The sequence below is a fragment of the Gammaproteobacteria bacterium genome, from assembly GCA_011682695.1.
Classification (GTDB): Bacteria; Actinomycetota; Acidimicrobiia; order Spongiisociales; family UBA4744; genus BMS3Bbin01.
Window position 1 is genome coordinate 1 of record JAACED010000034.1, and the last position, 21,979, is coordinate 21,979.

The 21,979-nt window shown below is 63.6% G+C and carries 26 protein-coding genes; 13 read left to right on the top strand and 13 right to left on the bottom strand.

What is annotated here, in order from left to right; genetic code table 11:
• Positions 1-208 precede the first annotated feature (208 nt).
• A complete protein-coding gene (locus GWP04_07990) occupies positions 209-1,006 on the top strand; it encodes a hypothetical protein (protein NIA25498.1) in 798 nt (265 codons plus the stop codon).
• A 172-nt stretch (positions 1,007-1,178) separates the two neighbouring features.
• Here the strand turns inward: GWP04_07990 and GWP04_07995 are convergent, their stop codons facing one another.
• Positions 1,179-1,382: a hypothetical protein gene (locus GWP04_07995; GenBank protein ID NIA25499.1), complete on the bottom strand. Its 204-nt coding sequence runs from the start codon at positions 1,380-1,382 to the stop codon at positions 1,179-1,181.
• Between the two features lie 89 nt (positions 1,383-1,471).
• Here GWP04_07995 and GWP04_08000 point away from each other — a divergent pair, with 89 nt between their 5' ends.
• The gene (locus tag GWP04_08000; protein NIA25500.1) at positions 1,472-2,152 is read left to right on the top strand and encodes a DNA alkylation repair protein; all 681 of its coding nucleotides are present in this window, start codon (positions 1,472-1,474) and stop codon (positions 2,150-2,152) included.
• A gap of 133 nt (positions 2,153-2,285) precedes the next feature.
• On the opposite strand, the gene GWP04_08005 is transcribed toward GWP04_08000, so the two are convergent.
• From GWP04_08005 to lepB, 7 genes are all read right to left on the bottom strand, one after another.
• A complete protein-coding gene (locus GWP04_08005) occupies positions 2,286-3,299 on the bottom strand; it encodes a 2-oxoacid:ferredoxin oxidoreductase subunit beta (protein ID NIA25501.1) in 1,014 nt (337 codons plus the stop codon).
• A complete protein-coding gene (locus tag GWP04_08010) occupies positions 3,296-5,068 on the bottom strand; it encodes a 2-oxoacid:acceptor oxidoreductase subunit alpha (GenBank protein ID NIA25502.1) in 1,773 nt (590 codons plus the stop codon). The genes GWP04_08005 and GWP04_08010 overlap by 4 nt, the downstream gene beginning before the upstream one ends.
• Before the next feature lie 181 nt (positions 5,069-5,249).
• Positions 5,250-6,614 (bottom strand): amidase, encoded by a 1,365-nt coding sequence (locus GWP04_08015; protein ID NIA25503.1) that lies wholly within the window; start codon positions 6,612-6,614, stop codon positions 5,250-5,252.
• Entirely contained in the window at positions 6,611-7,690 is a 1,080-nt protein-coding gene (locus GWP04_08020) for a DUF3048 domain-containing protein (GenBank protein NIA25504.1), read from the bottom strand. Before GWP04_08020 ends, GWP04_08015 begins: the two co-directional genes overlap by 4 nt.
• Positions 7,691-7,784: 94 nt before the next feature.
• The gene (locus tag GWP04_08025) at positions 7,785-8,801 is read right to left on the bottom strand and encodes an LLM class flavin-dependent oxidoreductase (GenBank protein NIA25505.1); all 1,017 of its coding nucleotides are present in this window, start codon (positions 8,799-8,801) and stop codon (positions 7,785-7,787) included.
• A 4-nt stretch (positions 8,802-8,805) separates the two neighbouring features.
• Positions 8,806-9,588, bottom strand: coding sequence for a hypothetical protein (locus tag GWP04_08030; protein ID NIA25506.1), 783 nt, complete (start codon positions 9,586-9,588; stop codon positions 8,806-8,808).
• A complete protein-coding gene (gene lepB, locus GWP04_08035) occupies positions 9,585-10,070 on the bottom strand; it encodes a signal peptidase I (GenBank protein ID NIA25507.1) in 486 nt (161 codons plus the stop codon). The genes GWP04_08030 and lepB overlap by 4 nt, the downstream gene beginning before the upstream one ends.
• Before the next feature lie 70 nt (positions 10,071-10,140).
• Between lepB and sodN the strand changes: the two genes are divergently transcribed.
• Both sodN and GWP04_08045 read left to right on the top strand, forming a co-directional pair.
• Positions 10,141-10,557, top strand: coding sequence for a superoxide dismutase, Ni (sodN, locus tag GWP04_08040; protein ID NIA25508.1), 417 nt, complete (start codon positions 10,141-10,143; stop codon positions 10,555-10,557).
• Positions 10,558-10,589: 32 nt separating this feature from the next.
• Entirely contained in the window at positions 10,590-11,330 is a 741-nt protein-coding gene (locus GWP04_08045; GenBank protein ID NIA25509.1) for a crotonase/enoyl-CoA hydratase family protein, read from the top strand.
• A 42-nt stretch (positions 11,331-11,372) separates the two neighbouring features.
• Here the strand turns inward: GWP04_08045 and metG are convergent, their stop codons facing one another.
• The 3 genes from metG to GWP04_08060 are packed head-to-tail and all read right to left on the bottom strand — an operon-like array spanning position 11,373 to position 14,571.
• Entirely contained in the window at positions 11,373-13,019 is a 1,647-nt protein-coding gene (metG, locus tag GWP04_08050) for a methionine--tRNA ligase (GenBank protein ID NIA25510.1), read from the bottom strand.
• A 30-nt stretch (positions 13,020-13,049) separates the two neighbouring features.
• Positions 13,050-13,943: an EamA family transporter gene (locus tag GWP04_08055; protein ID NIA25511.1), complete on the bottom strand. Its 894-nt coding sequence runs from the start codon at positions 13,941-13,943 to the stop codon at positions 13,050-13,052.
• Between the two features lie 37 nt (positions 13,944-13,980).
• On the bottom strand, positions 13,981-14,571 hold the full coding sequence (locus GWP04_08060; GenBank protein ID NIA25512.1) for a hypothetical protein: 591 nt from the start codon (positions 14,569-14,571) through the stop codon (positions 13,981-13,983).
• A 79-nt stretch (positions 14,572-14,650) separates the two neighbouring features.
• On the opposite strand from GWP04_08060, the gene rpiB reads away from it, so the two are divergent.
• From rpiB to GWP04_08105, 9 genes are read left to right on the top strand one after another with little or no spacing between them, the layout of a single operon-like run.
• The gene (gene rpiB, locus GWP04_08065) at positions 14,651-15,208 is read left to right on the top strand and encodes a ribose 5-phosphate isomerase B (GenBank protein NIA25513.1); all 558 of its coding nucleotides are present in this window, start codon (positions 14,651-14,653) and stop codon (positions 15,206-15,208) included.
• Positions 15,205-16,029, top strand: a complete 825-nt coding sequence (gene deoC, locus GWP04_08070; protein NIA25514.1) for a deoxyribose-phosphate aldolase — start codon at positions 15,205-15,207, stop codon at positions 16,027-16,029. Before rpiB ends, deoC begins: the two co-directional genes overlap by 4 nt.
• A 4-nt stretch (positions 16,030-16,033) precedes the next feature.
• On the top strand, positions 16,034-16,657 hold the full coding sequence (locus tag GWP04_08075) for a hypothetical protein (protein NIA25515.1): 624 nt from the start codon (positions 16,034-16,036) through the stop codon (positions 16,655-16,657).
• Between the two features lie 20 nt (positions 16,658-16,677).
• On the top strand, positions 16,678-16,980 hold the full coding sequence (locus tag GWP04_08080) for a BMC domain-containing protein (GenBank protein ID NIA25516.1): 303 nt from the start codon (positions 16,678-16,680) through the stop codon (positions 16,978-16,980).
• 11 nt (positions 16,981-16,991) lie between these two features.
• On the top strand, positions 16,992-17,279 hold the full coding sequence (locus GWP04_08085; protein ID NIA25517.1) for an ethanolamine utilization protein EutN: 288 nt from the start codon (positions 16,992-16,994) through the stop codon (positions 17,277-17,279).
• Positions 17,276-18,730 carry an aldehyde dehydrogenase family protein gene (locus tag GWP04_08090; protein ID NIA25518.1) on the top strand — a complete coding sequence of 485 codons (1,455 nt, stop codon included), beginning with the start codon at positions 17,276-17,278 and terminating at the stop codon, positions 18,728-18,730. Before GWP04_08085 ends, GWP04_08090 begins: the two co-directional genes overlap by 4 nt.
• Complete coding sequence (locus GWP04_08095) at positions 18,730-19,299, top strand: BMC domain-containing protein (protein ID NIA25519.1); 570 nt, start codon at positions 18,730-18,732, stop codon at positions 19,297-19,299. The genes GWP04_08090 and GWP04_08095 overlap by 1 nt, the downstream gene beginning before the upstream one ends.
• Positions 19,300-19,301: 2 nt before the next feature.
• Positions 19,302-19,574, top strand: a complete 273-nt coding sequence (locus GWP04_08100) for an ethanolamine utilization protein EutN (protein NIA25520.1) — start codon at positions 19,302-19,304, stop codon at positions 19,572-19,574.
• Positions 19,571-19,855 carry a hypothetical protein gene (locus tag GWP04_08105; protein ID NIA25521.1) on the top strand — a complete coding sequence of 95 codons (285 nt, stop codon included), beginning with the start codon at positions 19,571-19,573 and terminating at the stop codon, positions 19,853-19,855. Before GWP04_08100 ends, GWP04_08105 begins: the two co-directional genes overlap by 4 nt.
• Positions 19,856-20,252: 397 nt before the next feature.
• Here GWP04_08105 and GWP04_08110 read toward each other — a convergent pair whose 3' ends face one another.
• Together GWP04_08110 and GWP04_08115 are read right to left on the bottom strand one after the other, a co-directional pair.
• Positions 20,253-21,149 (bottom strand): hypothetical protein, encoded by an 897-nt coding sequence (locus GWP04_08110; GenBank protein NIA25522.1) that lies wholly within the window; start codon positions 21,147-21,149, stop codon positions 20,253-20,255.
• 69 nt (positions 21,150-21,218) lie between these two features.
• Complete coding sequence (locus GWP04_08115) at positions 21,219-21,941, bottom strand: alpha/beta fold hydrolase (protein ID NIA25523.1); 723 nt, start codon at positions 21,939-21,941, stop codon at positions 21,219-21,221.
• Positions 21,942-21,979 lie beyond the last annotated feature (38 nt).

Sequence of the window (21,979 nt, forward strand, 5' to 3'; positions counted from 1 at the left end):
GAGAAACAGTTCGCTTCGCTCGCTGGGGGGAGAAACAGTTCGCTTCGCTCGCTGGGGGGAGAAACAGTTCGCTTCGCTCGCTGGGGGGAGAAACCGTTCGCTTCGCTCGCTGGGGGGAGAAACCGTTCGCTTCGCTCGCTGGGCCGGACCCCCGGTCGTCATCCCCCTTGTCGCCCTCGGTGATGTTTCTTCGCGTAGGCTGCAGTCCATGGCGGAACGTCGTAGCCGGGGGCTGACCACGGTGGCGGTGACGTCCTGTCTCACCTTCGTGTTCGGCTATGTCATGGCCCAGCTCGTCTATCTCGCTGGACTCGCCGGCTTCGGTTGGGTCGAGGGGCGGGAACCGGTGCTTTCACATGCGGCCGTTACGTTCCAGGCGACGGGACCGAACCTCGCCCTGACCGGCGGACTCCTGGCGGCGTTCGGAGTCGGGATCTTGCTCCTGCTGGTATACCCGGGACCGGGTCCTCACGGTGTGGCCAGACTGACCGTGCTGTGGACGATCCTGCACCTATTCCGCACCGGTCTCCAGGTGATCCTCGCAGCCCCGTTTGACCGAATGGGGATCGGGGCTGGGATCGCAGCGAGCGTCGGCCTGCCCGAGCGTTTCCTGTGGATCCTCGCCGGGGTTGCTGCCGCGGCAGTGCTCGGGATGGGGATGATGGCCGCGCCCGCGTTTCTCAAGTTCGCTCCCCGTGCGAGCTTGTTGGAGACCCGTGGCAGCCGTGTGCGTGTCATGCTCGTCGTCGCCGGCGTCCCGTGGCTGGTCGGCGGGGCGCTCGTGGCCGTCTTCATGCTCCCCGACCCGCGGCTGCCGTTCGGGCTGATCGCCAGCGGGGTCATCGTGCTGGGTGCCCTCGTGTCCGCCCCGATCGTGGGTGTCGATCATCAGTGGAGGCCGACTGTTCCCGCGATTCCGGTCGTGCCGGTCGTTCTCGTGGCGATTCTGTTCTGGCTCGTTGTCTTCGCTCTCAAACCGGGCGTTGCGATTCCGCCCTGGGGGTAGGAGTCCGTGGGGTGATGCTGCCGTACAGATCGGCGGCTTCGAGGATCGCTTCTTCCTTCACCTCGCCAGGTGAGGCGGCCAGCCGGCAGAGTTCTGCCGCCCGATCGAAGGTGATCTCGCCGCCGGTCACCGCTGCGGCGACAGCAGGGGTGTCGAGGACCGTTCGGGAGGTCTACACCAGCATCGAGGCGGTCTCCGGAGCGATGTCGAGGCGACTCGCTGTCCACTCGGTCATCGACCGGCAGCCGTCCATCAAGGCGACCTGGCGGCGATCCAGTTCGGCCAACACCGTCATCTGTCGTGCCCGTTCCCGAGCGATCACCGCTTCGGACGCCAGCAGGACCTGCTCCAGATTGTCCGTAGTTCGACTCTCCACACCGGCATCGTATCAACCGGGTGTGACAGAAAACGATAGGTAGCGATACGCGGCCGTAGGTCTCGCGGTGCCGGGGTAGCGTTGGGGTCGTGGATGGGATTGTCTCCTTCGTCGCGGCCGAGCTATCGGCTCGCGCCGACCCTGATCGGGCGGTGGCGATGGCTGCCTACATGAAGACCGAGATGCCGTTCCATGGGGTACCCACGCCGGAACGGCGGCTGATTCTGCGGGAGGCACGCCGACGCTTCCCGATCCATGCGCAGGAGCATTACCGGACCGCCATCATCGCGCTCTGGGAGCTTCCGCACCGCGAAGAGAAGTACCTCGCCGTCGATCTCGCGATCGCCGAGCGGCGGTGGATCACCTTCGAGAACCTTGACCTCTACCGGCGGCTCATCGTCGAGGGAGCGTGGTGGGACTTCGTCGACGTCATCTCCGCACGTCTCATCGGGCAGGTCCTCCTGGACGATCCGGAGCGACTGTGGCCATTGCTCGATGCCTGGATCGATGATCAAGATCTCTGGATACGCCGGGCGGCGCTCCTCGCCCAGCTCAAGCACAAGTACCGGACCGATACGGGCCGGCTTTTCGACTACTGCCTGCGGCGGGCCGACGAGAAAGAGTTCTTCATCCGAAAGGCGATCGGCTGGGCGTTACGCGAGTACGCCAAAACCGATCCGGCCGCGGTGTCGAGGTTCCTGCTCGAACACCGGGAGGAACTCTCCGGACTCAGTTTTCGGGAGGCGGCGAAGCATCTGAGTCTTGGGTGACGCGTTTCCTATTTGACCGGGGGGCGGCGCCTCCCAAAACCCCCTCCGGCGACGGGGGAGGAAACACAGAGTCCCGGGCCTCGCGCCCCGGGACTCGTGGCTATCAGATATCTGATGGCTGGTGCCAATGCCGCTACTCGACCGTCCAGGTTCCTGCCGAACGGAGGAGTTGGTACAGGTCGCCGTCGCCTTTCTTTTCCCGGGCAGTGTCGATCTGCTCCTGGAGAACATCCTCGTAGACCGGCCGCTCCACGTTCCGGAAGATTCCGATCGGGGTCGGGCCGTGTGGGCCATGCGAGAGGCGGCTCAGCGCAAACGCGGCGCTCGGGTTTACCGCGTGCTCATCGTGCACAACGATCTGTGACGGATCGACGGAGGCCGTCGAGACCACCTTTGCGGCGCCGTTCTCCAAGATGACCGCATGCTCGCCCTCGGCGCCGAACACGACCGGCCGGCCGTGCTCGAGATTGATGCGGTTCTCGTCACGAGTCTGCTTTCCGGTCAGTTCCAGGAACGCATGGTTGTTGAACACGTTGCAGTTCTGGTAGATCTCGATGAGCGCGGTACCCCGGTGGTCATACGCCGCCTGGAGAACCTTCATCGTGAGCTTGCGGTCCATGTCGATGGTCCGTGCGACGAACGAGGCCTCGGCGCCGAGAGCCAGGCTCACCGGATTGAATGGGCGATCGATTGATCCCATCGGGCTCGACTTGGTGATCTTGCCGACTTCACTGGTCGGTGAGTACTGGCCCTTTGTGAGACCGTAGATCTGGTTGTTGAACAACACGACCTTGACATTCACGTTGCGGCGCATCAGGTGGATGAAATGGTTCCCGCCGATCGACAGTGCATCACCATCGCCGGTCGTCACCCAGACAGACAGCTCCGGACGGGTGATCGCTATACCGGAGGCGATCGTTGGGGCCCGGCCATGGATGCTGTGTATGCCATAGGTGTTCATGTAGTACGGGAAACGGGAAGAGCAGCCGATTCCCGAGATCACCACGAAGTTCTCCTTTGGCAGGCCTGCCTCGGCGAAGAACGACTGGATGGATGCCAGGATGGTGAAGTCCCCGCAGCCGGGGCACCACTTGACTTCTTGATCGGACTGGAAGTCCTTGCGTGTGTAGGTGGGTGTCTCGGTCATGCGAGGATCTCCCGGATCTTCTTCTCGATGGTCGATACCTTGAATGGGAACCCGGTCACTTGGTTGAGGCCCATTGTCGGTACCAGGTACTCGGCCCTGATCATGTGGCGAAGCTGCCCGGAGTTGACCTCCGGCACGAGAATCGTCGGATACTTCAGCAGTATGTCACCGAAGTTCGCCGGGAACGGGTTCAGATGGCGTAGGTGGGTGGTCGCGACTTTCAGGCCATCCTTGCGGACTCGCTTGACCGCTCCCATGATCTGTCCGTACGTCGAACCCCAGCCGAGCACCAGTAGCTCGGCGTCTTCGTCGCCTGCTATCTCCAACAAGGGGATGTCGTTGGCGATCGCTCGGATCTTCCAGGCTCTGAGGTCGGTCATCAGTTGATGATTGGCCGGATCGTACGAAACGTTTCCGATGACTTCCTGCTTCTCGAGGCCGCCGACACGATGTTCGAGGCCTGGTGTTCCCGGCCTGGCCCATGGCCTTGCCAACGTCTTCTCGTCCCGCAGATAGGGCAGGAAGCGCCCGTCTGCATTCGGTTCGACAGCGAAGGAAACCGAAATGTCCGGTAACGAGTCGAGGTCCGGCAGCAGCCACGGTTCTGAGCCGTTGGCGATGTAGTTGTCGGACAACAGGATCACGGGTGTCATGTACTTGAGGGCGAGCCTGGACGCCTCCATTGCGGTGTCGAACGCGTCGGCCGGCGACTTGGCGGCGACGATCGGCAGGGGAGCCTCCCCGTGCCGCCCGTACATGGCGAACAGCAGGTCGGTCTGCTCGACTTTTGTCGGCAAGCCTGTCGACGGACCTGCCCGCTGGACATCGACGATCACCAACGGCAGTTCGATGCTGACCGCCAGCGACACCGACTCACTCTTGAGAGCGAGTCCCGGTCCGCTCGTCCCGGTAGCGGCGAGATTCCCGGAGAATGCGGCCCCGATGGCGGAACCAACACCTGCGATCTCGTCTTCTGCCTGGAACGTCACGACATCGAAATTCCGGCGCTTCGCCAGTTCCTGCAAGATGTCCGTCGCGGGAGTGATCGGATAGCTGCCATAGAACAGCCGAAGCCCCGCCGCCTTGGCCGCGGCGATCAGTCCCCAGGACAGTGCCGTGTTGCCGGTTACGTTCGTGTACTCGCCGGGCTCGAGTGCCGCCTTGCGAACGTGGAACGTGTGTTTGAACGCTGCCGTATTCTCGCCGTAGTTGTAGCCACCCTTCAGCGAGGCGATGTTGGCTTCCGCGACTTCGGGCCTAGCGGCGAACTTCTTCTTGAGCCAGTCGATCGTGGGGTCGATCGACCGGGTAAAGATCCATGCGAGCAACCCGAGTGCGAACAGGTTCTTGGATCGCAGCGCATCCCTGCTGCTCACTCCGGTGCCTGCCACGGCGTCTTTGGTGAGACGCTCCATCGGTACCGCGAAGACCCGGTATCCCTCGAGTGAACCATCTTCCAGCGGATTGGAATCGAACCCGGCTTTCTTCAGGTTCCGAGGTTCGAACGCATCGGCGTTCGCGATGATGACGCCGCCCGGCTTCACATCCTTGAGGTGCGCTTTGAGCGCAGCAGGGTTCATCGCCACCAAGACGTCTGCTTCATCGCCCGGCGTGAGAATATCGAAATCGGCGATCTGCACCTGGAACGAGGAAACGCCGGCAACGGTGCCGGCCGGAGCCCTGATCTCGGCGGGGAAGTTCGGGAATGTTGCGAGGTCGTTGCCGAACAAAGCCGAGTCGCTCGTGAAGCGGGTCCCGGCAAGCTGCATGCCGTCACCAGAGTCACCAGCGAACCGGACGATGACCTTATCGAGCTCTTCGACCTCGTGTGGTTCAAGAGTGTTTGTGTCGTTCGACACGTTGGTCCTTTCACGCGTAAAGCAGAGGGTTTCACCCGGTGCTCGGCGTGAGTCTACCGATCCTGGCCAGTAGTCCAAGCAGGCGTCGACGTCAGGGAATCGGGGGTGCGGAGAAGGTCGCGATGCCGAGAGTTTCGAGTGCTCTTCCCACGGCAAAGAGGCGTTTTTCGGCCCACCAGGGCGCCACGAGTTGCAGGGAAGGCGGGGGTGTCCCCGGTGCGCGAAGCGGCACACTCAAGGCCGGCACACCTATGTGGTTGACGAGTGAAGAGAACCACGACAGTACCCTGCGATATGGGATACCGTCGATGGTGGGTTCTCCGATCACCTTGCGAGTCGCCGCGACAGTTGGTGTCATGAGCAAGTCCACGTCCTGGAAGACGGCTGCCGTTGCGTTGCGCAGCTTCGCCGTCCATTCGAGCGCGTCGATGTATTGATCGATCGTGACCTCGAATGCGGTCCGCAGCCGTTCGGCTACAGCCGGACCGTAGGGTTGCTTCCCGAACCATGGGCGGTGAACCTTCGCGGCTTCACCGCCGACGATCGAGCCACCGTGCGGGGACGGGATGAGTGCCGGGGCCTGGAGTGCCGTGATGATCGCTCCAGCATCGGAGATTCGATCGATTGCGGTTGCGAACGCAGTCGCGACACCCGGAGTCGTGGGTGCGTCACTGATCCACGGATAGGGGAGACCGATACGTATCCCGGAGAGGTCGGGGGGGACCTCTCCGGGTGTCGGCACCGGACGGGGAGCCGACCACGGGTCGTTGGGATCGTGTCCTGCCAGAGCCGCGTACAGGAGCGCAACGTCTTCGACGCTCCGTCCGAGCGGTCCGACCGTATCCAGCGACAGGGCGAGGGGGAACACGCCTGTGAGCGGGACTCGGCCGTGGGTCACCTTGAGTCCAACAATGCCGCACATGCCGGCAGGAACGCGCACCGAGCCGCCGGTGTCGGTTCCGATCGCAGCGGCAGCCAGGCCTGCTGCGACTGCGACCGCGGAGCCTCCCGACGATCCGCCGGGGGAAGTCTGCGTGTCCCAGGGGTTGCGAACAGGGCCGAACCAGTGGTTCTCGCTCGAGAACCCGTAGGCGAACTCGTGAAGGCCGGTCCTGCCAATGATCACGGCACCGGCCGCTTCGAGGCGTTCGACGACGGTTGCCGATCGGTCGGAGATCCGTTCGTAGAAGCCGGAGCCGCAGGTAGTCGGGAGCCCTGCCTGATCGATGAGATCTTTGAGAGCGATCGGAACGCCGGCAAGCGGCCCGGGATCCTGACCCCGGGCAGCCATCTCATCGATGATCTCTGCTCGCTCCAGGGCGCCCTCCCGATCGATGAGGGTGTATGTGTTGAGGGTGTCCTGGGAAGACTCGCTTCGGTCCAGGGCGCTCGAGATCACTTCCACCGCGCTGATCTGGCCCCGGCGAACGGCCGTTGCACCGGCGGAGACGCTCACCACTCGATGTCGAGGGTGTCGGGGAAGATCGAGATCCACGGCCGACCGGGAGGAACCGTCAATGTGGATCCGTCGGCTCGCTTCAGATGGAAGATTTCCTTGATGGAGTCTCTTGACCAGGTCCCCTCTTCGACCTCGCCTCCTGCGAACACGAGGGCGCGGCCCGAACCGACGGTGTCCATTGCCGGAACCGATTTTCCGTCAGACGGCTTTGCAGGATGCGACGTGTATCTCCTGGCGACGATGATCACCAGTGTGTCCGCGGTGATTGGTCCGGTGGTGCCATCTTTGGCGAGCCACTCGTGCGGTCTGCCGTCGGATGTGCGTGTGTAGTGCTCCCCGTCCCACGTCCAGACGGTTCGCGGCGACCAGAACAAGGTGATTTTCTCGGCGGGACCGTCGGGTTTGAGCGGTCCCCAGGTGAACAGGTTCGGTGGAGGTGTGTCGGGGATCCCGCGGCTGTCGGCGTAGTTGCGCAGTTCGAACGAGTTGCCGTACAGGTTGTGTGGGGCAGATCTGGAAGAGATCCGAAACATCGCACCAAGGGAATGGAGCCTGTCGGAGTCAGAGATCAGGTTCGCTCCTCTGGAGGTCACATAGTTGAGGATCCAGAAGGAACCGCCGCTGATCACGAGGTTCCCGCCGAGAGGCTTCGTGAGCTCGACATCGCTCGGGCGGACTGACCGGATCGGTCCGAGATAGGTGGAGTCCCCCACGTTGAACAGGGCTATGAATCGGGTGACCCCTTCGACGGGCAGTTCGATGACCGCGTCGGCCTCCTGCAGCCCTGACTGCGGGCGGGCAGCCGGATGGTTATCGATCTTGACGGCGAGTCCCCTACGGTCGACGAGTGTCTCATCGTCGACGGGGAGGCCGTTGAGCGGCGCGACCGGACCGTCGTAGACGGTTGTGGTGGTCGTCGACTCGGTCGTCGTGGTGGGTGGGGTCGTAGTCGTGGTCGTGATGGTCGTGGGTGCCACGGTTGTGGTCGTTGTGGTGATCGTGTCCGCGGCCTTCCCTGAGCACGCTGCAGCGAGCAGGGAGAAGGCGAAGATGGTGACGAGGAGCGATCGCATGACGGAGCGAGTGTAGCGACGCTGCCCAGTTTCCCATTCCCGGCAGTCGACGTGGCGTCGTCGTGGCAGGAGCGTTCTGTTGGTCGCCGGCTGCTCACAGGAGCGGCATCAACTCGGAGGCGATTCGTTCGAGTGTCTCTGTTTGCTGGGCGTATGGCATCCCGGGGAACACCGAGCGCGCCACGATGTGCAGGGGCACGCCGACTCTGTCCCGCACCGCGTGCAGCCGTTCTGCGATCTGTTCTGCGGGCCCGACCAGCACGGACGCACGAAGCTGTTCTTCGGTGGTCGGGTCGAGCGGTGGGGGAGCAGGGATCGGCCCTGTTCGGCGGGCGGAGGCCTCCATATCCTCGTACTTCCAGCGGAGGTGATGTATGTGGTTGCGGATTTCCGACCAGCCTCGGTCCGGGTCGTCACTCGGGTAGATGATGGCGTAGTGCGCCCAGGTGAAGTCATCGGGATCTCTGTCGTGGCGGCGCATCTCCTCGGCTGCAATCCGAATCTGCGCTTCGAGGCCTTCGGGGGTCGCGTTGGAGAAGAAGCCATCTGCAAGACGGGCGGCCCGCCTGACGGCGGCGGCGGCGCCACCTCCGATCCAGATGGGAATGCGGTCGGTCGGCGTGGGACGCACAGCCAACTCGGGGAAGTCATAGACCTGTCCCTCGTGGCGGAACGGCAGGCCGGACCATGCCTTGGGGAGAATGTCGAGGATTTCGTCCATTGCTTTTCCGCGGGTGCGGAGATTGGCGCCAAGGCCGGCGAATTCGGTGCTGGACCAGCCCAGCCCGAGACCGAGGGTCAAGCGTCCCCTGCTGATCAGATCGACGACCGCCGCATCCTCGGCGAGCCGGAGAGGATGATGCAGCGGCGCCAACAGTACGCCGGTCCCGATTGTGATCCGGGACGTGCGCGCTGCCATGGCTGCCGAGAGTGGCAACAGGGACGGCGCATAGCCATCGTCGACGAAATGGTGCTCGGTCGTCCAGATGGACGCGTACCCGAGCCGCTCCGCCTCAACGGTGAGATCGAGCGCCTCGCGATAGAGATCCTCCCATGTTCGGGGGTCGCCGGCGGTCCGCTGGCAGGAGATCAGGCCGACGCCGAGGTCCATGGGCTCACTCCCCACAGCCGGTTCCTCCCTGGATCGACACGACCGTGCCTTCGGGGCCGCTGAGGAAACCCCATAGGTTCCCCGGTGCGGGAACGGACACGGTGAAGTAGTCGCCGAACTCGTCCGAGTGGATTTCGATGTCGTCTCCGTACGCCGCACGAAGATCATCGATCGTCGAGCCGAGTCCGATACCTTCAGCGGTCTTGAGCCCGAGAAAATCGACGTCGAACAGGACGTAGCTGTAGAAGAAGAAGTGACGCGTTCCCTCGTCGCCCCACTGGGTTTGCGCATCCGTGTAGACGGTGGTCAGGTTCGGCCATTCCAGAACCCGGATCAGAGTACCGGGACAGGGCCCGTAGACCTGGACACCTTCGCTGTCGATCGGCGGCACCCACCCCGTGTCGGCAGCCGGAGGTCCGAGAATCTCCTCGAACGATGCGATGGCTTGCTCGGCGTTGGTGCCGAAGGTGATCCCATCGATGTTCTCCGGTCCGAGAATCAGAATCTCCGATGGGGGGAGGGTTGTGCTGGTTGTGCTGGTCGTGGTGGTCGTCGGCTCGGTCGTCGTCGATGAAGAGGTCGTGGTCGGCTCGGTCGTCGTGGTTGTCGTCGGTGCCGATGTGGAGGTTGTCGATGTGGAGGTCGTGGTGGTTGCCACGGCGGCCACAGTGGTCGTGGACCCTGGTCCGGAGGACGGGTTCTTCAGCGCCGCGATGGCCACCGCGACGAACACGAATACGACGGCGGCCGCGAGCGCCGCGATGATGCGTTTCTGAACCAAGGTCATGCGATCCTCGCCGGGTCAGGCCAGTACCGTGCGATCACTGTGTGGAGCAGCGCATCGACGGGAAGGGGTCCGAGCTGTCTGCTGTCACCGGCGGAGAGATGCCGGGCGTCGCCCAAGACGATGGCCTCGTGAGCGCCGAGACGCCAGTCTGCCTCCGGCCCTGTCGGTTCTTTGGCCCAGGGTTCCTCGAGGACCGAGCCGTCGACGAACACATTGCCGTTTCGTATCGCAACGTGCTCTTCAGGCAGGCCGATGATCCGTTTCACGAGCCAGAAGCCGGGCTTGGTCGGATGTTCGAATACGACGATGTCTCCCCGCCTCGGAGTCCGCTCCCATGTCAAGACTCGATCGCCCGGACGGAGCGTCGGTGCCATCGAGACTTCACTGATCTCGAAGCGGGCGAGGCGCTGATAAGTCCAGCGCGCCGCGACGCCGCCGGCCAAGGCGGCAATCAATGTGCCCGTGATGCGCAGCTTTCCCATGGGCCATCTCCGTTAGCGTTATCCAGAGTGTATCGTCGGCAGCGTAAGCCCATTCTGCCAGGAGGTATTCATGGGCCTGTTCGCTCCCGTACGTGTCGTCCATGCTCACTGTGACCTGTTCTGCGGGGTCTATGACCCGGCACAGGCAAAGATCGAGGCGATGTCCGTTCTCAAGATCACCGAGAAGTACCAGGCATCCGACGATCCGGTGTTTCGCGATCGTGCACTCGCCTTGAAAGAGGAGCGGGCCGAATTGGTCAAACATCACCTGATGGTGCTGTGGGCCGACTTCTTCGGACCCGAGCACGTCGCCGCGTTTCCACAGCTTCACGATCTGTTCTGGCGCGCCATCAGGCAAGCGGGTGTCGCAAAGAAGACCGTTGATCCGGAGGATGGGCGCAGGCTGGTCGAACTGATCGACGAGGTCGCCGAGATCTTTTGGCAGACCGACAAGGCCAAGGCCATGGGGGTCTATCCGCCGAGCTGAGTGTCGCGGGGTTGATAGATTGGCAACAGGTCGTGAGACCACTCAGCCGACAACTCGAGGTGACAGTGAGCGGTGTGTTTGCAGTCGAGCAGCATGACGGTGTGGCCCTGGTCACGTTCGATGACGGCAAGGTGAACGCGATCTCGCATGCCGTCATCGATGCATTCTCTGAAACCTGGGACACGATCGAGACCGACGACGACGTTCGAGCCGTCGTCTTCTCCGGCCGCCCGGGACAGTTCTGCGCCGGTTTCGACCTCAACACGATCATGCTCGGTGGCGATCGGCGTAACGAGCTCATCACGAGAGGATGGGATCTCGTGCTACGCCTCTTGGAGTGTCCAGTACCGGTCGTGATGGCATGCACAGGGAACGCCGTTGCCGGAGGAGCGGCGCTGCTGCTTGCAGGTGATGTTCGCTTCGGGGCGGCCGGCAACTTCAAGATCGGGTTCAACGAGGTGAGCATCGGCATGCCACTCCCCGCCATGCTGGTGGCGCTGGCCGCCGACCGGCTGATCTCCGGGGAGGTCTTCGCGGCCACCGCGGCGGCGCGCCTGTATTCGCCGGAGGACGCGATCGAAGCCGGGTTTCTTCATCGCGTATTTCCCCCGGACGCCATTCTCGATGAAGCTCTCGAAGAAGCCGACCGGCTTGCGTCGTTGCCAGGGGATGTCTTTCGCCTGACCAAGCAGGCCTTGGTCGCCCCGACGGCTCGCCGGATGCGTGAGCGTATTTCTGAAGACATGGAGTTGCTTGCCCGCATCGGAGGTTGATCAAGCCGTCGCGGCTCCGCGCCGGAATCGCTTGGCGGGTTCCTACAGGGCCGTGTCGTCCAGCTTGGTGAACAGCGGTCCGATCTCGCCGAGGCGGGTGCCGTCGGGAATATCGGGTCGGCGCAATCCGCTCTCTCCGGCCTTCAGTCCGAGTATGTCGTGGAGGCGGGCCGAGGTGAACGGCAGATAGGGGAGAAAGCCGACACTCAGTCCGGCGATGGCCGAAAGCGCAGTCCAGAGAATCGTCGCGCCGCGCTCGCGGTCCTGCTTGAGGACCTTCCACGGTTCCTGAGCATTGAGGTAGGCGTTGACGACTTGCGCCCCCTGCATCGCTGTTCGCAGCCCCGAGCGCAGCTCGACGTGCTCGATGAGCTCGGCCTCGTCGGAGAGCGCTCGATCGATCGTGTCGAGGAGATCACGATCCTCGTCGGAGAGGACGCCGGGCGTAGGAACCATCCCATCGAAACTGCGGGCAGTCAGGTTCAGGACCCGGTTCACGAGGTTTCCCCACGTGGCGACCAACTCTTCGTTGATGCGTCGCACGATCTCGTCATCGGACAGGTCGGTGTCGTTCTGCTCGGGGAGCGACGCTGCGAGTGCGTAACGCAGAGCGTCGGGCTCGAGGCGTTCCGTGTACCAGGTGATGGAACGTCCGATGCCGCGGCTGGCCGATCCTTTCTCTCCCTTGAACGTCACATACTGGTTGGCCGGGACGTCGGTTGGCAGGTTGAGTCCCTCGTATCCCATGAGTTGGCATGGCCAGATGACGGCGTGGAACACGATGTTGTCCTTGCCGATGAAGTAGTACGACTCGGCTTCCGGGTCCTCCCACCAGGCTCGCCAGGCTTGCGGATCGCCGCTCTGCTGTGCCCACTCTTTTGCAGCGGACAGGTAGCCGATGACGGCCTCGAACCACACGTAGATGCGCTTGCCCTCTCCCAAATCCGAGAACTCTGGGGGAAGCGGGATTCCCCAGATCAGATCCCGCGTGATAGCCCGATCGTGCAGGCCGTCCTTCGTGAATCCGATCGCCATGTTCTGGACGTGCTTGCGCCAGCCCTGTCGTGACTCCAGCCATGCCAACAGGCGGTCTTCGAACGCGGACAGGCGCAGGAAGTAATGCTCGGTCTCACGCATCACCGGCATGGTGCCGGAGAACCGGCTGCGAGGGTCGATCAGATCCTCGGGGTCGAGCTGGCGGCCGCAGTCGTCGCACTGGTCGCCGCGCGCTCCGGTGTATCCGCAGAACGGGCAGGTCCCTTCGACGTACCGGTCGGGCAGAAAACGGCCGGCCTCGGCGTCATAGAACTGCGGTGTCGATTTGGCAACGATGTATCCGTGCTCATGGAGACGCCGAAAGACATCCCAGGTCACCTCCCGGTGATTGTCGGTTCCTGTCGTCGTGTACAGGTCCCACGAGATACCGAGACTCTTCCAGTTGGAGAGGAACTCCTGGTGGTACCGGTCGACGATGACCCCCGGTTCCACTCCCTCTTGATCGGCGCGCACGGTGATCGGGGTCCCATGGACGTCGCTTCCTGAGACCATGAGGACCTGGTTGCCCACCAGACGGTGGTAGCGGGCGAAGATGTCGGCCGGGAGGTACGCGCCGGCAAGGTGGCCGAGGTGCCGCGAGCCGCTCGCGTACGGCCACGCGACAGCGACGAGGATGTGTCGAGAACCACTCATGGCCGCGCAGCGTACCAGGCGAGGTTGCGCCTACGGCACCACCGGACGGGTGGTGGCGGCGCGATCCACCATCACGACTCCTATGAGGATCAGAAGTGCCGCGAGAGCGATCGTGACGGTGAGACGTTCGGAGAGGAAGGCCGCCCCGGTGATCAGGCTGATCAGGGGGATCAGGTAGCCGATCAGTGAGGCCCGTGTCGCGGTGGTTCGCTGTACGATCCAGAGAAACCCGAGGAACGGCACGACCGTTCCGATCGTTGCCAGGTATCCGAGCAATCCCCACGAGACTGCGCCGATCTCGCCGATCGCCGTCGTTCCGAGGATCCCTCCGACGACCAGGGACGCGCCGGCGGCAACGACGAATTGTGGACCTGCGAGCTGAGCGATGCTGTAGCGCTGCGAGTAGCTGCGGCTCAGGACACCGCCCAGCGAAGCGAGGGCAATCCCCAGGCTGGACCAGGCGATGCCGAGCACCGGATTTCCTGCGGTGATGCCGCTTTCACCGGTTGCGATGAGCACGGCCACGCCGGCGAACGCGACAACGAGCCCCCCGAGCTTCTTGGCGCTGAAGGGCTCGTCGGCGAGGAGGAAGTGTGCCCAGACCGCCGTCGCGATCGGCACGAGGGTGACGAGTAGGCCGCCGAGGCCGGCAGAGATGTGCTGGAGACCGAGTGTGAAGAAGATCGTCGGCCCCGACATGTTCACGATACCGATGACCAGTCCCGCGAGCCACGCTCCACGGTTCACCGTGAAGGTCTTTCGCCACAGGAGCCAGCCGGTCAGCAGGAGGGCGGACATCAGGTAGCGAACGGAGATCAGGGTGAACGGATCGACACCATGGAGCAGGACGCTGCGCGTGGCGACACCGCCGGTGCCCCACCCGAACGCCGCGAGCAGCATCGCGATCCAGATCTTCCTGTTCATCGGAGGCAGACTAGGTGTGCCGCGCGAGGACGCCACCCTATCGCCTGCGGGTGCCCCAACGTCGGACAACATACAGCCAGAGCGGTCCAGGATCGGGGGTGTCCGGCGCCGAATCCGGTGGCGGCTCGGGCCGAGGCGCCGGCTGAGGTGGGGCCGGCGGCAGTTTCGCTGCGTCTTCGAGCCGACCTCGCAGCTCTTTCACCCGTTCTTTGAGGAACTGGGCTTCGGTTTCGGCCTTGGCAGCGCGTTCGCGAGCGTCGGCGAGCTGCTGTCCAGCCTCATGCAGGTTGCCGAGCTGGCTGAGGATCCGTCGCCACTCGTCGATCGGGACGAGCATGGATCCCTCGGGGACCGGGGGTTCGGGCGGAATCGGCGGTGATGGCTGGGCCAGAGGCGCCTGCCGGGTGTGCGAATGTGGATGTCCCAGGTGGCGTGCCCGCTCGATCACCTCGGCCCTCAGGACCAGCCGCACCTCTCCGTCCACCTTCGTGGAGACTTTTCGTTTCCGAGCCCAGTTCCGGATGGTCGTCGCGGGGATACCGGCGAGGTCGGACGCCTGCTCGAGCGTGATCCATTCGCGGGGAGGTGGGGGAGGGCTGGGACTCTGCCAGACGAATGCGGGGTCCATGTGCGTGAGGTTAGTGCGATGGATCGGCGGTCGTTCGCCTGGACTGCTCGCCGCGTGCCGATTCCCCTAGGATGCTCCTATGCCTTCGGAGCAGGAAGTACGTGAGCTGGTCCGCGCCGCCGTCGAAGCTCTGACCGAGTCTGTGCCTTCCCCGGCGACGTCGCCGACGGAAATCGCTTCAGGTCCAACCGCTATCGCCGTGGGCGCAGACCATGGGGGCTTCCCCTTGAAGGAGAAGATCGCCTTTTCGTTGAAGGAGCGGGGCTACGACGTTCGTGATTGCGGGACCGACAGCAACGAACCGGTGGACTATCCGGAGTTTGCTCACTCGGTTGCCCGACTCGTCGCAGATGGGACCTGTCGGTGGGGGATCATCGTCGACGGAGCCGGCATTGGCTCCTGCATAGTCGCCAACAAAGTACCGGGGATCAGGGCAGCGTTGTGCTACGACCTGTCTTCGGCTCGGAACAGCCGGGAACACAACCACGCTAATGTCCTCACTCTCGGCGCAGGTCTGATCGGAACCAACCTCGCGATGCAGATCGTGGATGAATGGCTGGCAACCGAATGGGGTCCAGGACGCCACGAACGACGAGTGAGATTGATCACCGATATCGACCGCAGGTACCGCGCATGACGAATGAAGAGCTGATCGAGAAGATCACCAGGGAGATTCTCGCGAGCCTGAACTCGCTCGATGAGCTGTGTGACGGTGCGTGCGCATCCCACAGCCCGAACAAGGTCCGCGAAGTGGTCGCCAACGGGGCGAATCGGGTTTCCTACCGTGGGTCCGGTGCCGATGTTCCCAGAGACCTCGCCAAGTACATCGACCACACGTTGCTGAAACCCGACGCCACCGCGAACGATATCGACCGTCTGTGCGCGGAAGCAGCCGAATACGGTTTTGCGGCCGTGTGCGTCAATCCGTTCTGGGTCAAACGATGCAAGACAAACCTTCGGGGAACGAGCGTGAAAGTCGCGTCCGTCGTCGGGTTTCCGCTCGGTTCCACACTGCCGGAGATCAAGGCATTCGAGGCGCGGCGGGTCATCCGTGACGGGGCATCGGAGATCGACATGGTGATCAACATCGGAGCGCTCCGATCCGGTGACTTCGTCCTGGTGCGCGACGACATCGCGAAAGTGTCGGACACGTGCCACGAGTCGGGGGCGCTCAACAAGGTGATCATCGAAGCAGCGCTGCTCACCGACGAGGAGAAGGTGATCGCATCGTCGCTGGCGAGTGAAGCCAAAGCCGATTACGTGAAGACGTCGACGGGCTTCGCATCGAGCGGGGCCACCGTGCATGATGTGTTGCTGATGCGTGAGACCGTTGGGACGAAGATGGGGGTGAAGGCGGCCGGTGGCATCCACACTGCCGAGGATGTGCGAGATATGGTGGCGGCCGGAGCGACGAGAATCGGCGCATCGGCAGGCGTTCAGATCGTGACCGGAGGTTGACCGAGTGAGTGATGTCGAACTGAGAACTTACGCATTCCTGGACAGCCTGCAGCCGCAATACGCCGCTTTTCTCGGCACGACGGCCCAAGGCTTCCTGCCGCTTGCCGGCGATGCCTCCCTGTACGTCGAGATCTCTCCCGGAATCGAGATCAACCGTCTCACCGACATTGCGCTGAAGTCCACCACGGTCAAGCCGGGGATGCAGATCGTCGAGCGGTACTATGGGATGCTCGAGATCCATTCGCCGGAGCAGGCAGAGACTCGGGCTGCCGGAGCGGCGATCCTCGACGAGTTGGGCCTTGCGGAGACGGATCGGATCAAGCCCAGGATTCTGTCGAGCCAGCTCATCCGGCGCATCGACGACCATCAGGCACAACTCATCAACAGGACCCGTCACGGCCAGATGATCATTCCCGGTCAAACGCTCTATGTGATGGAGGTCGAACCGGCGGCGTATGCGCCGCTCGCGGCCAACGAAGCAGAGAAGGCGGCCAACATCAATGTGCTCGAAGTCCGGGCGTTCGGTTCGATGGGCCGTGTCTACCTCGGTGGAGAAGAACAAGACATCGACGTCGGTTGGCGCGCCGCGGTTGCCGCCATCGAGAGCGTCGAGGGTCGAGAGAAATAGGAAACGAGAGGAGACATCCGATGGCTGAAGCGTTGGGGATGATCGAAGCCCGTGGCTTCGCAGCGATGGTCGAAGCGGCCGATGCGATGGTCAAGGCCGCCAAGGTCGAGTTGGTGAGCTACGAGAAGACCGGTGGCGGCTATGTGACCGCAGTGGTACGCGGCGACGTCGCCGCCGTGAAGGCGGCGGTCGAAGCCGGCGTCCGGAATGCGGAGAAGGTCGGCGAGGTCATTACTACCCATGTCATCGCCCGTCCGCACACCAACGTCGATCTCGTGCTGCCACTCGGCCGTACCGAGGAGGCGCAAGCCGAGACCTCCTGAGAGGAGACGACATGCTCCTAGCGCGAGTCGCCGGGACGCTCGTCGCGACCAGGAAAGAGCCCAGTATGGAGGGGCTCAAGTTCCTGGTGCTGCGACAACTCGACGTCGATGACAGTGAAACCGGCAGCTACATCGTGGCCGCGGACGCGGTCGGAGCCGGCGTCGGAGAGGTCGTGATGTACGCGACCGGCAGTTCCGCCCGTCAAACCGAGCTGACGAACAATCGGCCGTGTGATGCCGTCGTGATGGCGATCGTCGACACGTGGGAGGTCGGCGGGGATGAGAAGTACCACAAGTGATCAGCGAAGCTGAGATTCAGGAGATCATCGAGCGGGTCCACAGGAAGCTCGGCGACGCCGGCGAGCATGTCGGGTCGGGCCTTCGCGGAGCGGCCGAACTCGAGGCGGTATCCGCCGCGGAACTCGGTGACGGGATCCATGCCACCGTCGACGAGGCGGTCGCCGCAGCGAAGCACGCATATGACGCGTTTCGCGGGGCAGGGCTCCAAGCACGCAAGACGATCATCGCTGCCGTGCGGACCTCGATGCTCCAGCACGGCGAGCAACTGGCGGAGATGGCCCATGCCGAGACGGGACTCGGCAGGGTCGAGGACAAGATCGTCAAGAATCGTGTCGTCACGGTGAAGGCGCCCGGTCCTGAGGACCTCGAGTTGGAGGCAACGACCGGCGACCTCGGCATGATGGTGACCGAGTTCGCTCCCTATGGGGTCATCGGGTCCATCACTCCCACGACGAACCCGACTTCGACGATCATCAACAACACGATCGCCGTGGTATCCGCAGGGAACGCACTGGTGTTCAATGTGCACCCTGGCGCGAAGCGGGTCTCCGCCGAGAACGTCAGGATGATCAACCGGGCAATCGTCGGAGCCGGAGGTCCGCCGGACCTCGTCACTGCCATCCCCAACCCCACGATTGCATCCGCCCATGAGCTCATGGTCCATCCTGACGTCCCGGTGCTGCTCGTCACCGGTGGAGGAGGCGTCGTCAAGGAGGCGATGCGGACCAACAAAAGGGTCGTTGCCGCAGGCCCGGGAAACCCGCCCTCAGTGGTGGATCAGACCGCGGACCTGGACAAGGCGGCGCGAGACATCATCCTCGGAGGATCGTTCGACAACAACATCGTTTGCGTGGATGAGAAGACGGTGATCGCCGTTGACACGATTGCCGACTCGTTGGTCAGGAGAATGTCTCATCACGGAGCGTACGTGCTCAAGGAGCACGAGCTTCGGAGGATCGAGCGGGTCATATTCTCCGAGATGGGGCCACCTTCGAAGCCGGGCGTCATCAACAAGGATTGGATCGGCAAGAATGCTGGAGAGATCCTGGCGGAGATCGGCGTTCAGGTCGGGTCCGATGTTCGTCTCGCCGTCGCAGAGGTGCCGGTGGAGCACAACCTGGTGTGGACCGAACAGATGCTGCCGGTCGTGCCGGTCGTGCGTGTTTCCGACGTCGACCGCGCCATCGACCTCGCCGTCCGATCAGAACACGGGTTTCGCCACACCGCCTCGATCCACTCGACCAACGTCGACACGATCACCAGGATGGCCAGGGCGATGAACTGTTCGATCTTCGTGGCGAATGGTCCCCACTACGCGGGACTCGGCGAAGGCGGGGAAGGATTCACGTCGTTCTCGATCGCCAGCCCCACGGGAGACGGCCTGACCAGACCGCGAACCTTCTCTCGCGAACGTCGAATCACGGTGGTCGGATCCTTGAGGATCGTCTGATGCGCCCCGCGCTGGCGCTCCTCGAGTTCGATTCCGTAGCCCGCGGGATCGAGGCGGGCGATCAGATGGTCAAGCGAGCGCCTGTCGAAGTGATCCGGACCGGAACCGTCCATCCGGGCAAGTACCTCGTTCTCGTCGCCGGTGAGGTGGCCGATGTCGAAGAGGCCGTCGACGCGGGTCGCGCAGTAACGACCCTGGTGGACGTTGTGTTGCTGCCCGACGTACATCCCGACGTCGCAGCGGCCGTCAAGGGAGCCCGACGCACCGGTGGAGGAGAGGCCCTCGGCATCATCGAGACACGCACCGTGGCAGCGGTCATCCAAGCGGCCGACGCCGGGGTGAAAGGCGCAAACGTGACTCTGCTGGAACTTCGAATGGCCGACGGTCTCGGCGGCAAGGGCTACCTGCTGTTCCAGGGGCCGGTCTCCGAGGTCGAAGCCGCGGTCGAGATCGGTTCCGAAAGCGTGCCCGAACGCGTTGTCTCGGTGGTCATCCCACAGCTACACCGCGAGATGGGGGACAATCTCGTCGCGGGAGCGCTGTTCACCGATCGAGTCGGTGAGGAGTAGCCGTGCAACTGGGACGAGTCGTCGGAACGGTCGTCGCGACGATCAAAGCTCCCGGTCTGGAAGGTGTGAAGTTCCTGATCGTGCAGCCACTCGATCGGGATCGGCAACCGAAAGGGCGGCCGGTCGTTGCCGCAGACGCCGTGCACATGGCCGGCTCGGGCGAACTCATCTACATCGTCGGGTCACGCGAAGCCGCCCAGGCGCTCCCCGAAACGTTCGTACCGGTCGATCACGCCATCGTCGGCATCGTGGACGCCGTCGAGGTGAGCCCGTGAAGGTCGGCAGGGTTGTTGGAACGGTGGTTTCCACGATCAACTCGCCCGTCTTCGACCATCGCAAGCTCCTGGTCTGTGATCTCCTCGATGCCGGGGGCGAGGCCGATGGGGACTATCTGATCGCGGTCGACACCGTCGGCGCCGGGGTCGGAGAGACCGTGCTCATCCTCGACGAGGGCACCTCTGCTCGCCAGGTGGTTGGATGGCAGACGGCGCCGATCCGAGCGGTCGTGGTCGGCATCGTCGACGAGATGGTGGTGGATGGCGAGACGATCGTCTAGCTTCCGGCTTCCAGCGGCCGGCAGCCAGTCGTTTCACCCTGTGACTTCATGGTGCCGGCATGCCCCGGCCGAGGTGCCAAGTACGAGGCACCAATTCTCCCTTGACAAAGTGACATCATAATGACATCATGATGACATCATCAACGGGGGAAACGGATGTTGGCCATCGCAGAAGGATTCTCGAAGGCGGTACAGGCGTCGATCGAGCGCAGTGTTGCGTGTCGTCGCGTGACGGAGTGGATCCCTGCGCCACGGCGCAGGGCTTCGCAGAAGGAACATCAGACCGCCTCGAGCGGGCAGCCTGAGAACCCATGCCGCTTGCGGTGGTCGGAGGAGCGCGTGTGTGCGCGGTCGGTTGCCGATAGCGACCGAGTGGCTGCACGATTCGAGGAGATCGTTACGCTCGCAGCGCCCACGTCGTGATGGCGCTGCCACTTAGCAGAAGCGCCCCGATGAACGCGAGCAGCGCCTGATCTCCGCCGCACTCGGTGTCGTTGCAGAGGATGCCGTTTGACTCCCAATTCCTGATCGCGGCGGTGAGTGATCCGGCGCCGGTAAGGCCGGCTGGATCATCCGGGCCGGTGATTGTGGCGAGTGCCGTGGTCGCTGCGGTGGTTGTGGTCGTGGTGGCGGTTGTTGTGGTGGTCGCCGCGGTGGTTGTGGTCGTGGTGGGGGCTGCCGTTGTGGTGGTCGCTGCGGTGGTTGTTGTGGTGGTCGCTGCGGTGGTCGTCGTCGTCGCTGGGGCTGCCATCGTGATAGTCGCAGCGGTTGTGGTCGTGGCCGCGGTGGTTGTGGTCGTGGTGGGGGCTGCCGTTGTGGTGGTCGCCGCGGTGGTGGTGGTCGTGGTCTGTCGTTGCAGGAAGATATGTGTGGTCCAGAGCGTGCCGTTGCCGTCGATGTATACACCGATGCCGGCGTACTGGAATGCGGGATTCAGAAGGTTTTCCTTGTGGAGGGGAGAGGCCATGAAGGCATCGAAGAGAATGGCGCACGTACCACCGACGCCGACATTCTCGCCCCACATCACCCAGTCGCTCGGCAGATAGGGTGCGAGGTCACCGGTGGAGGAGTGATAGATGCCTCCGTCGGCCGCCATCTCTTGTGAGTGGATTCTCCCGTAGCCTGACAGGGCCGCGTCCCGCTGGAGCGTCTGAGCGCCGGTTGCCGTCCTGGCGGCGTTGATCTTGGACAGAAAGCAGGCTTCTGCGTCCGACGTTGCGTCTGCACGCGCCGGTGAGGCGACGAGGAGAACCACTGCAAGGCCGAGGCCGAGCGCGTACAGCGCTCTTGTCAATCCGGAGCGAATCTCGTGCCCAGCGTCCACAAGTCAGGTATCGGCCAGAGCGCTCTGGGCTTGAGCCGATCACCTCATGATTGCGTCGACGGTGAGGTCACCGTACGCGGCCGGGTTCACGATGTCGCTGTGGTCCGCGCCGGGAACGATGGTCAACGTTACGTCGTAGTCGTGGGCGGACAGCCGGCGTGCGAAGTGTCGCGAGAAGATGAGGGGGACGACCTGATCCTGGTCTCCGTGGATGAGCCGAACGACGAGGTCGGGGTTGCGATCGAGGTAGGTGAACGGATTCCCGAGCCGCCACGGCTCCGGATCGACAGCCGGGTCGGTTCCGAAGAACGGCTCGAGCAACGGCTCCAGGGCGTCGGTGTTGTAGGGGCCGGCGAGGCCGACCAGCTTCATCGGAAGCGTGTCGTTCATCTCGACGAGACAGTCTCCGTCGAAGGTGTCACCTGCGAGTGCGACCACTGCCGCGATGTGGGCGCCTGCGGAATGCCCGACCACGATGAGGCGGCCCGGATCGCCCCCGTACTCGGTAGTGTGCTCGGCTGCGAAACGGACTGCACACGCAGCGTCTTCGAACGTCATCGGGAATCCCCCTCCCGCGTAGGTGAGCCGATAGGGCGCGTTGAAGACGACGGCGCCTCGTTGAGCGATCGCTTTGGCGAGCGGCGCGATGCCCGCCGGTGATCCGGCAACCCACCCTCCACCGTGGAAGAGGATGACCGTCGGCCCTTCGGATCCGTAGATGTCGAGGCTCAGCGTCGAGGTGAATGGCACGTGCATGGTCACCGGTGGGAGCGTCGTGACCGGTGTGGTCGTGGTCGCAG

What these genes read in the sequence shown, in the direction of transcription:
- GWP04_07990 (NIA25498.1), top strand. Translation starts at nt 209, where the DNA reads ATGGCGGAACGTCGTAGCCGGGGGCTGACCACGGTGGCGGTGACGTCC.
- GWP04_08005 (NIA25501.1), bottom strand. Translation starts at nt 3,299, where the DNA reads ATGACCGAGACACCCACCTACACACGCAAGGACTTCCAGTCCGATCAA.
- GWP04_08010 (NIA25502.1), bottom strand. Translation starts at nt 5,068, where the DNA reads ATGCAGCTTGCCGGGACCCGCTTCACGAGCGACTCGGCTTTGTTCGGC.
- GWP04_08020 (NIA25504.1), bottom strand. Translation starts at nt 7,690, where the DNA reads ATGCGATCGCTCCTCGTCACCATCTTCGCCTTCTCCCTGCTCGCTGCA.
- GWP04_08025 (NIA25505.1), bottom strand. Translation starts at nt 8,801, where the DNA reads ATGGACCTCGGCGTCGGCCTGATCTCCTGCCAGCGGACCGCCGGCGAC.
- GWP04_08030 (NIA25506.1), bottom strand. Translation starts at nt 9,588, where the DNA reads ATGACCTTGGTTCAGAAACGCATCATCGCGGCGCTCGCGGCCGCCGTC.
- lepB (NIA25507.1), bottom strand. Translation starts at nt 10,070, where the DNA reads ATGGGAAAGCTGCGCATCACGGGCACATTGATTGCCGCCTTGGCCGGC.
- sodN (NIA25508.1), top strand. Translation starts at nt 10,141, where the DNA reads ATGGGCCTGTTCGCTCCCGTACGTGTCGTCCATGCTCACTGTGACCTG.
- metG (NIA25510.1), bottom strand. Translation starts at nt 13,019, where the DNA reads ATGAGTGGTTCTCGACACATCCTCGTCGCTGTCGCGTGGCCGTACGCG.
- GWP04_08055 (NIA25511.1), bottom strand. Translation starts at nt 13,943, where the DNA reads ATGAACAGGAAGATCTGGATCGCGATGCTGCTCGCGGCGTTCGGGTGG.
- GWP04_08060 (NIA25512.1), bottom strand. Translation starts at nt 14,571, where the DNA reads ATGGACCCCGCATTCGTCTGGCAGAGTCCCAGCCCTCCCCCACCTCCC.
- rpiB (NIA25513.1), top strand. Translation starts at nt 14,651, where the DNA reads ATGCCTTCGGAGCAGGAAGTACGTGAGCTGGTCCGCGCCGCCGTCGAA.
- deoC (NIA25514.1), top strand. Translation starts at nt 15,205, where the DNA reads ATGACGAATGAAGAGCTGATCGAGAAGATCACCAGGGAGATTCTCGCG.
- GWP04_08080 (NIA25516.1), top strand. Translation starts at nt 16,678, where the DNA reads ATGGCTGAAGCGTTGGGGATGATCGAAGCCCGTGGCTTCGCAGCGATG.
- GWP04_08085 (NIA25517.1), top strand. Translation starts at nt 16,992, where the DNA reads ATGCTCCTAGCGCGAGTCGCCGGGACGCTCGTCGCGACCAGGAAAGAG.
- GWP04_08095 (NIA25519.1), top strand. Translation starts at nt 18,730, where the DNA reads ATGCGCCCCGCGCTGGCGCTCCTCGAGTTCGATTCCGTAGCCCGCGGG.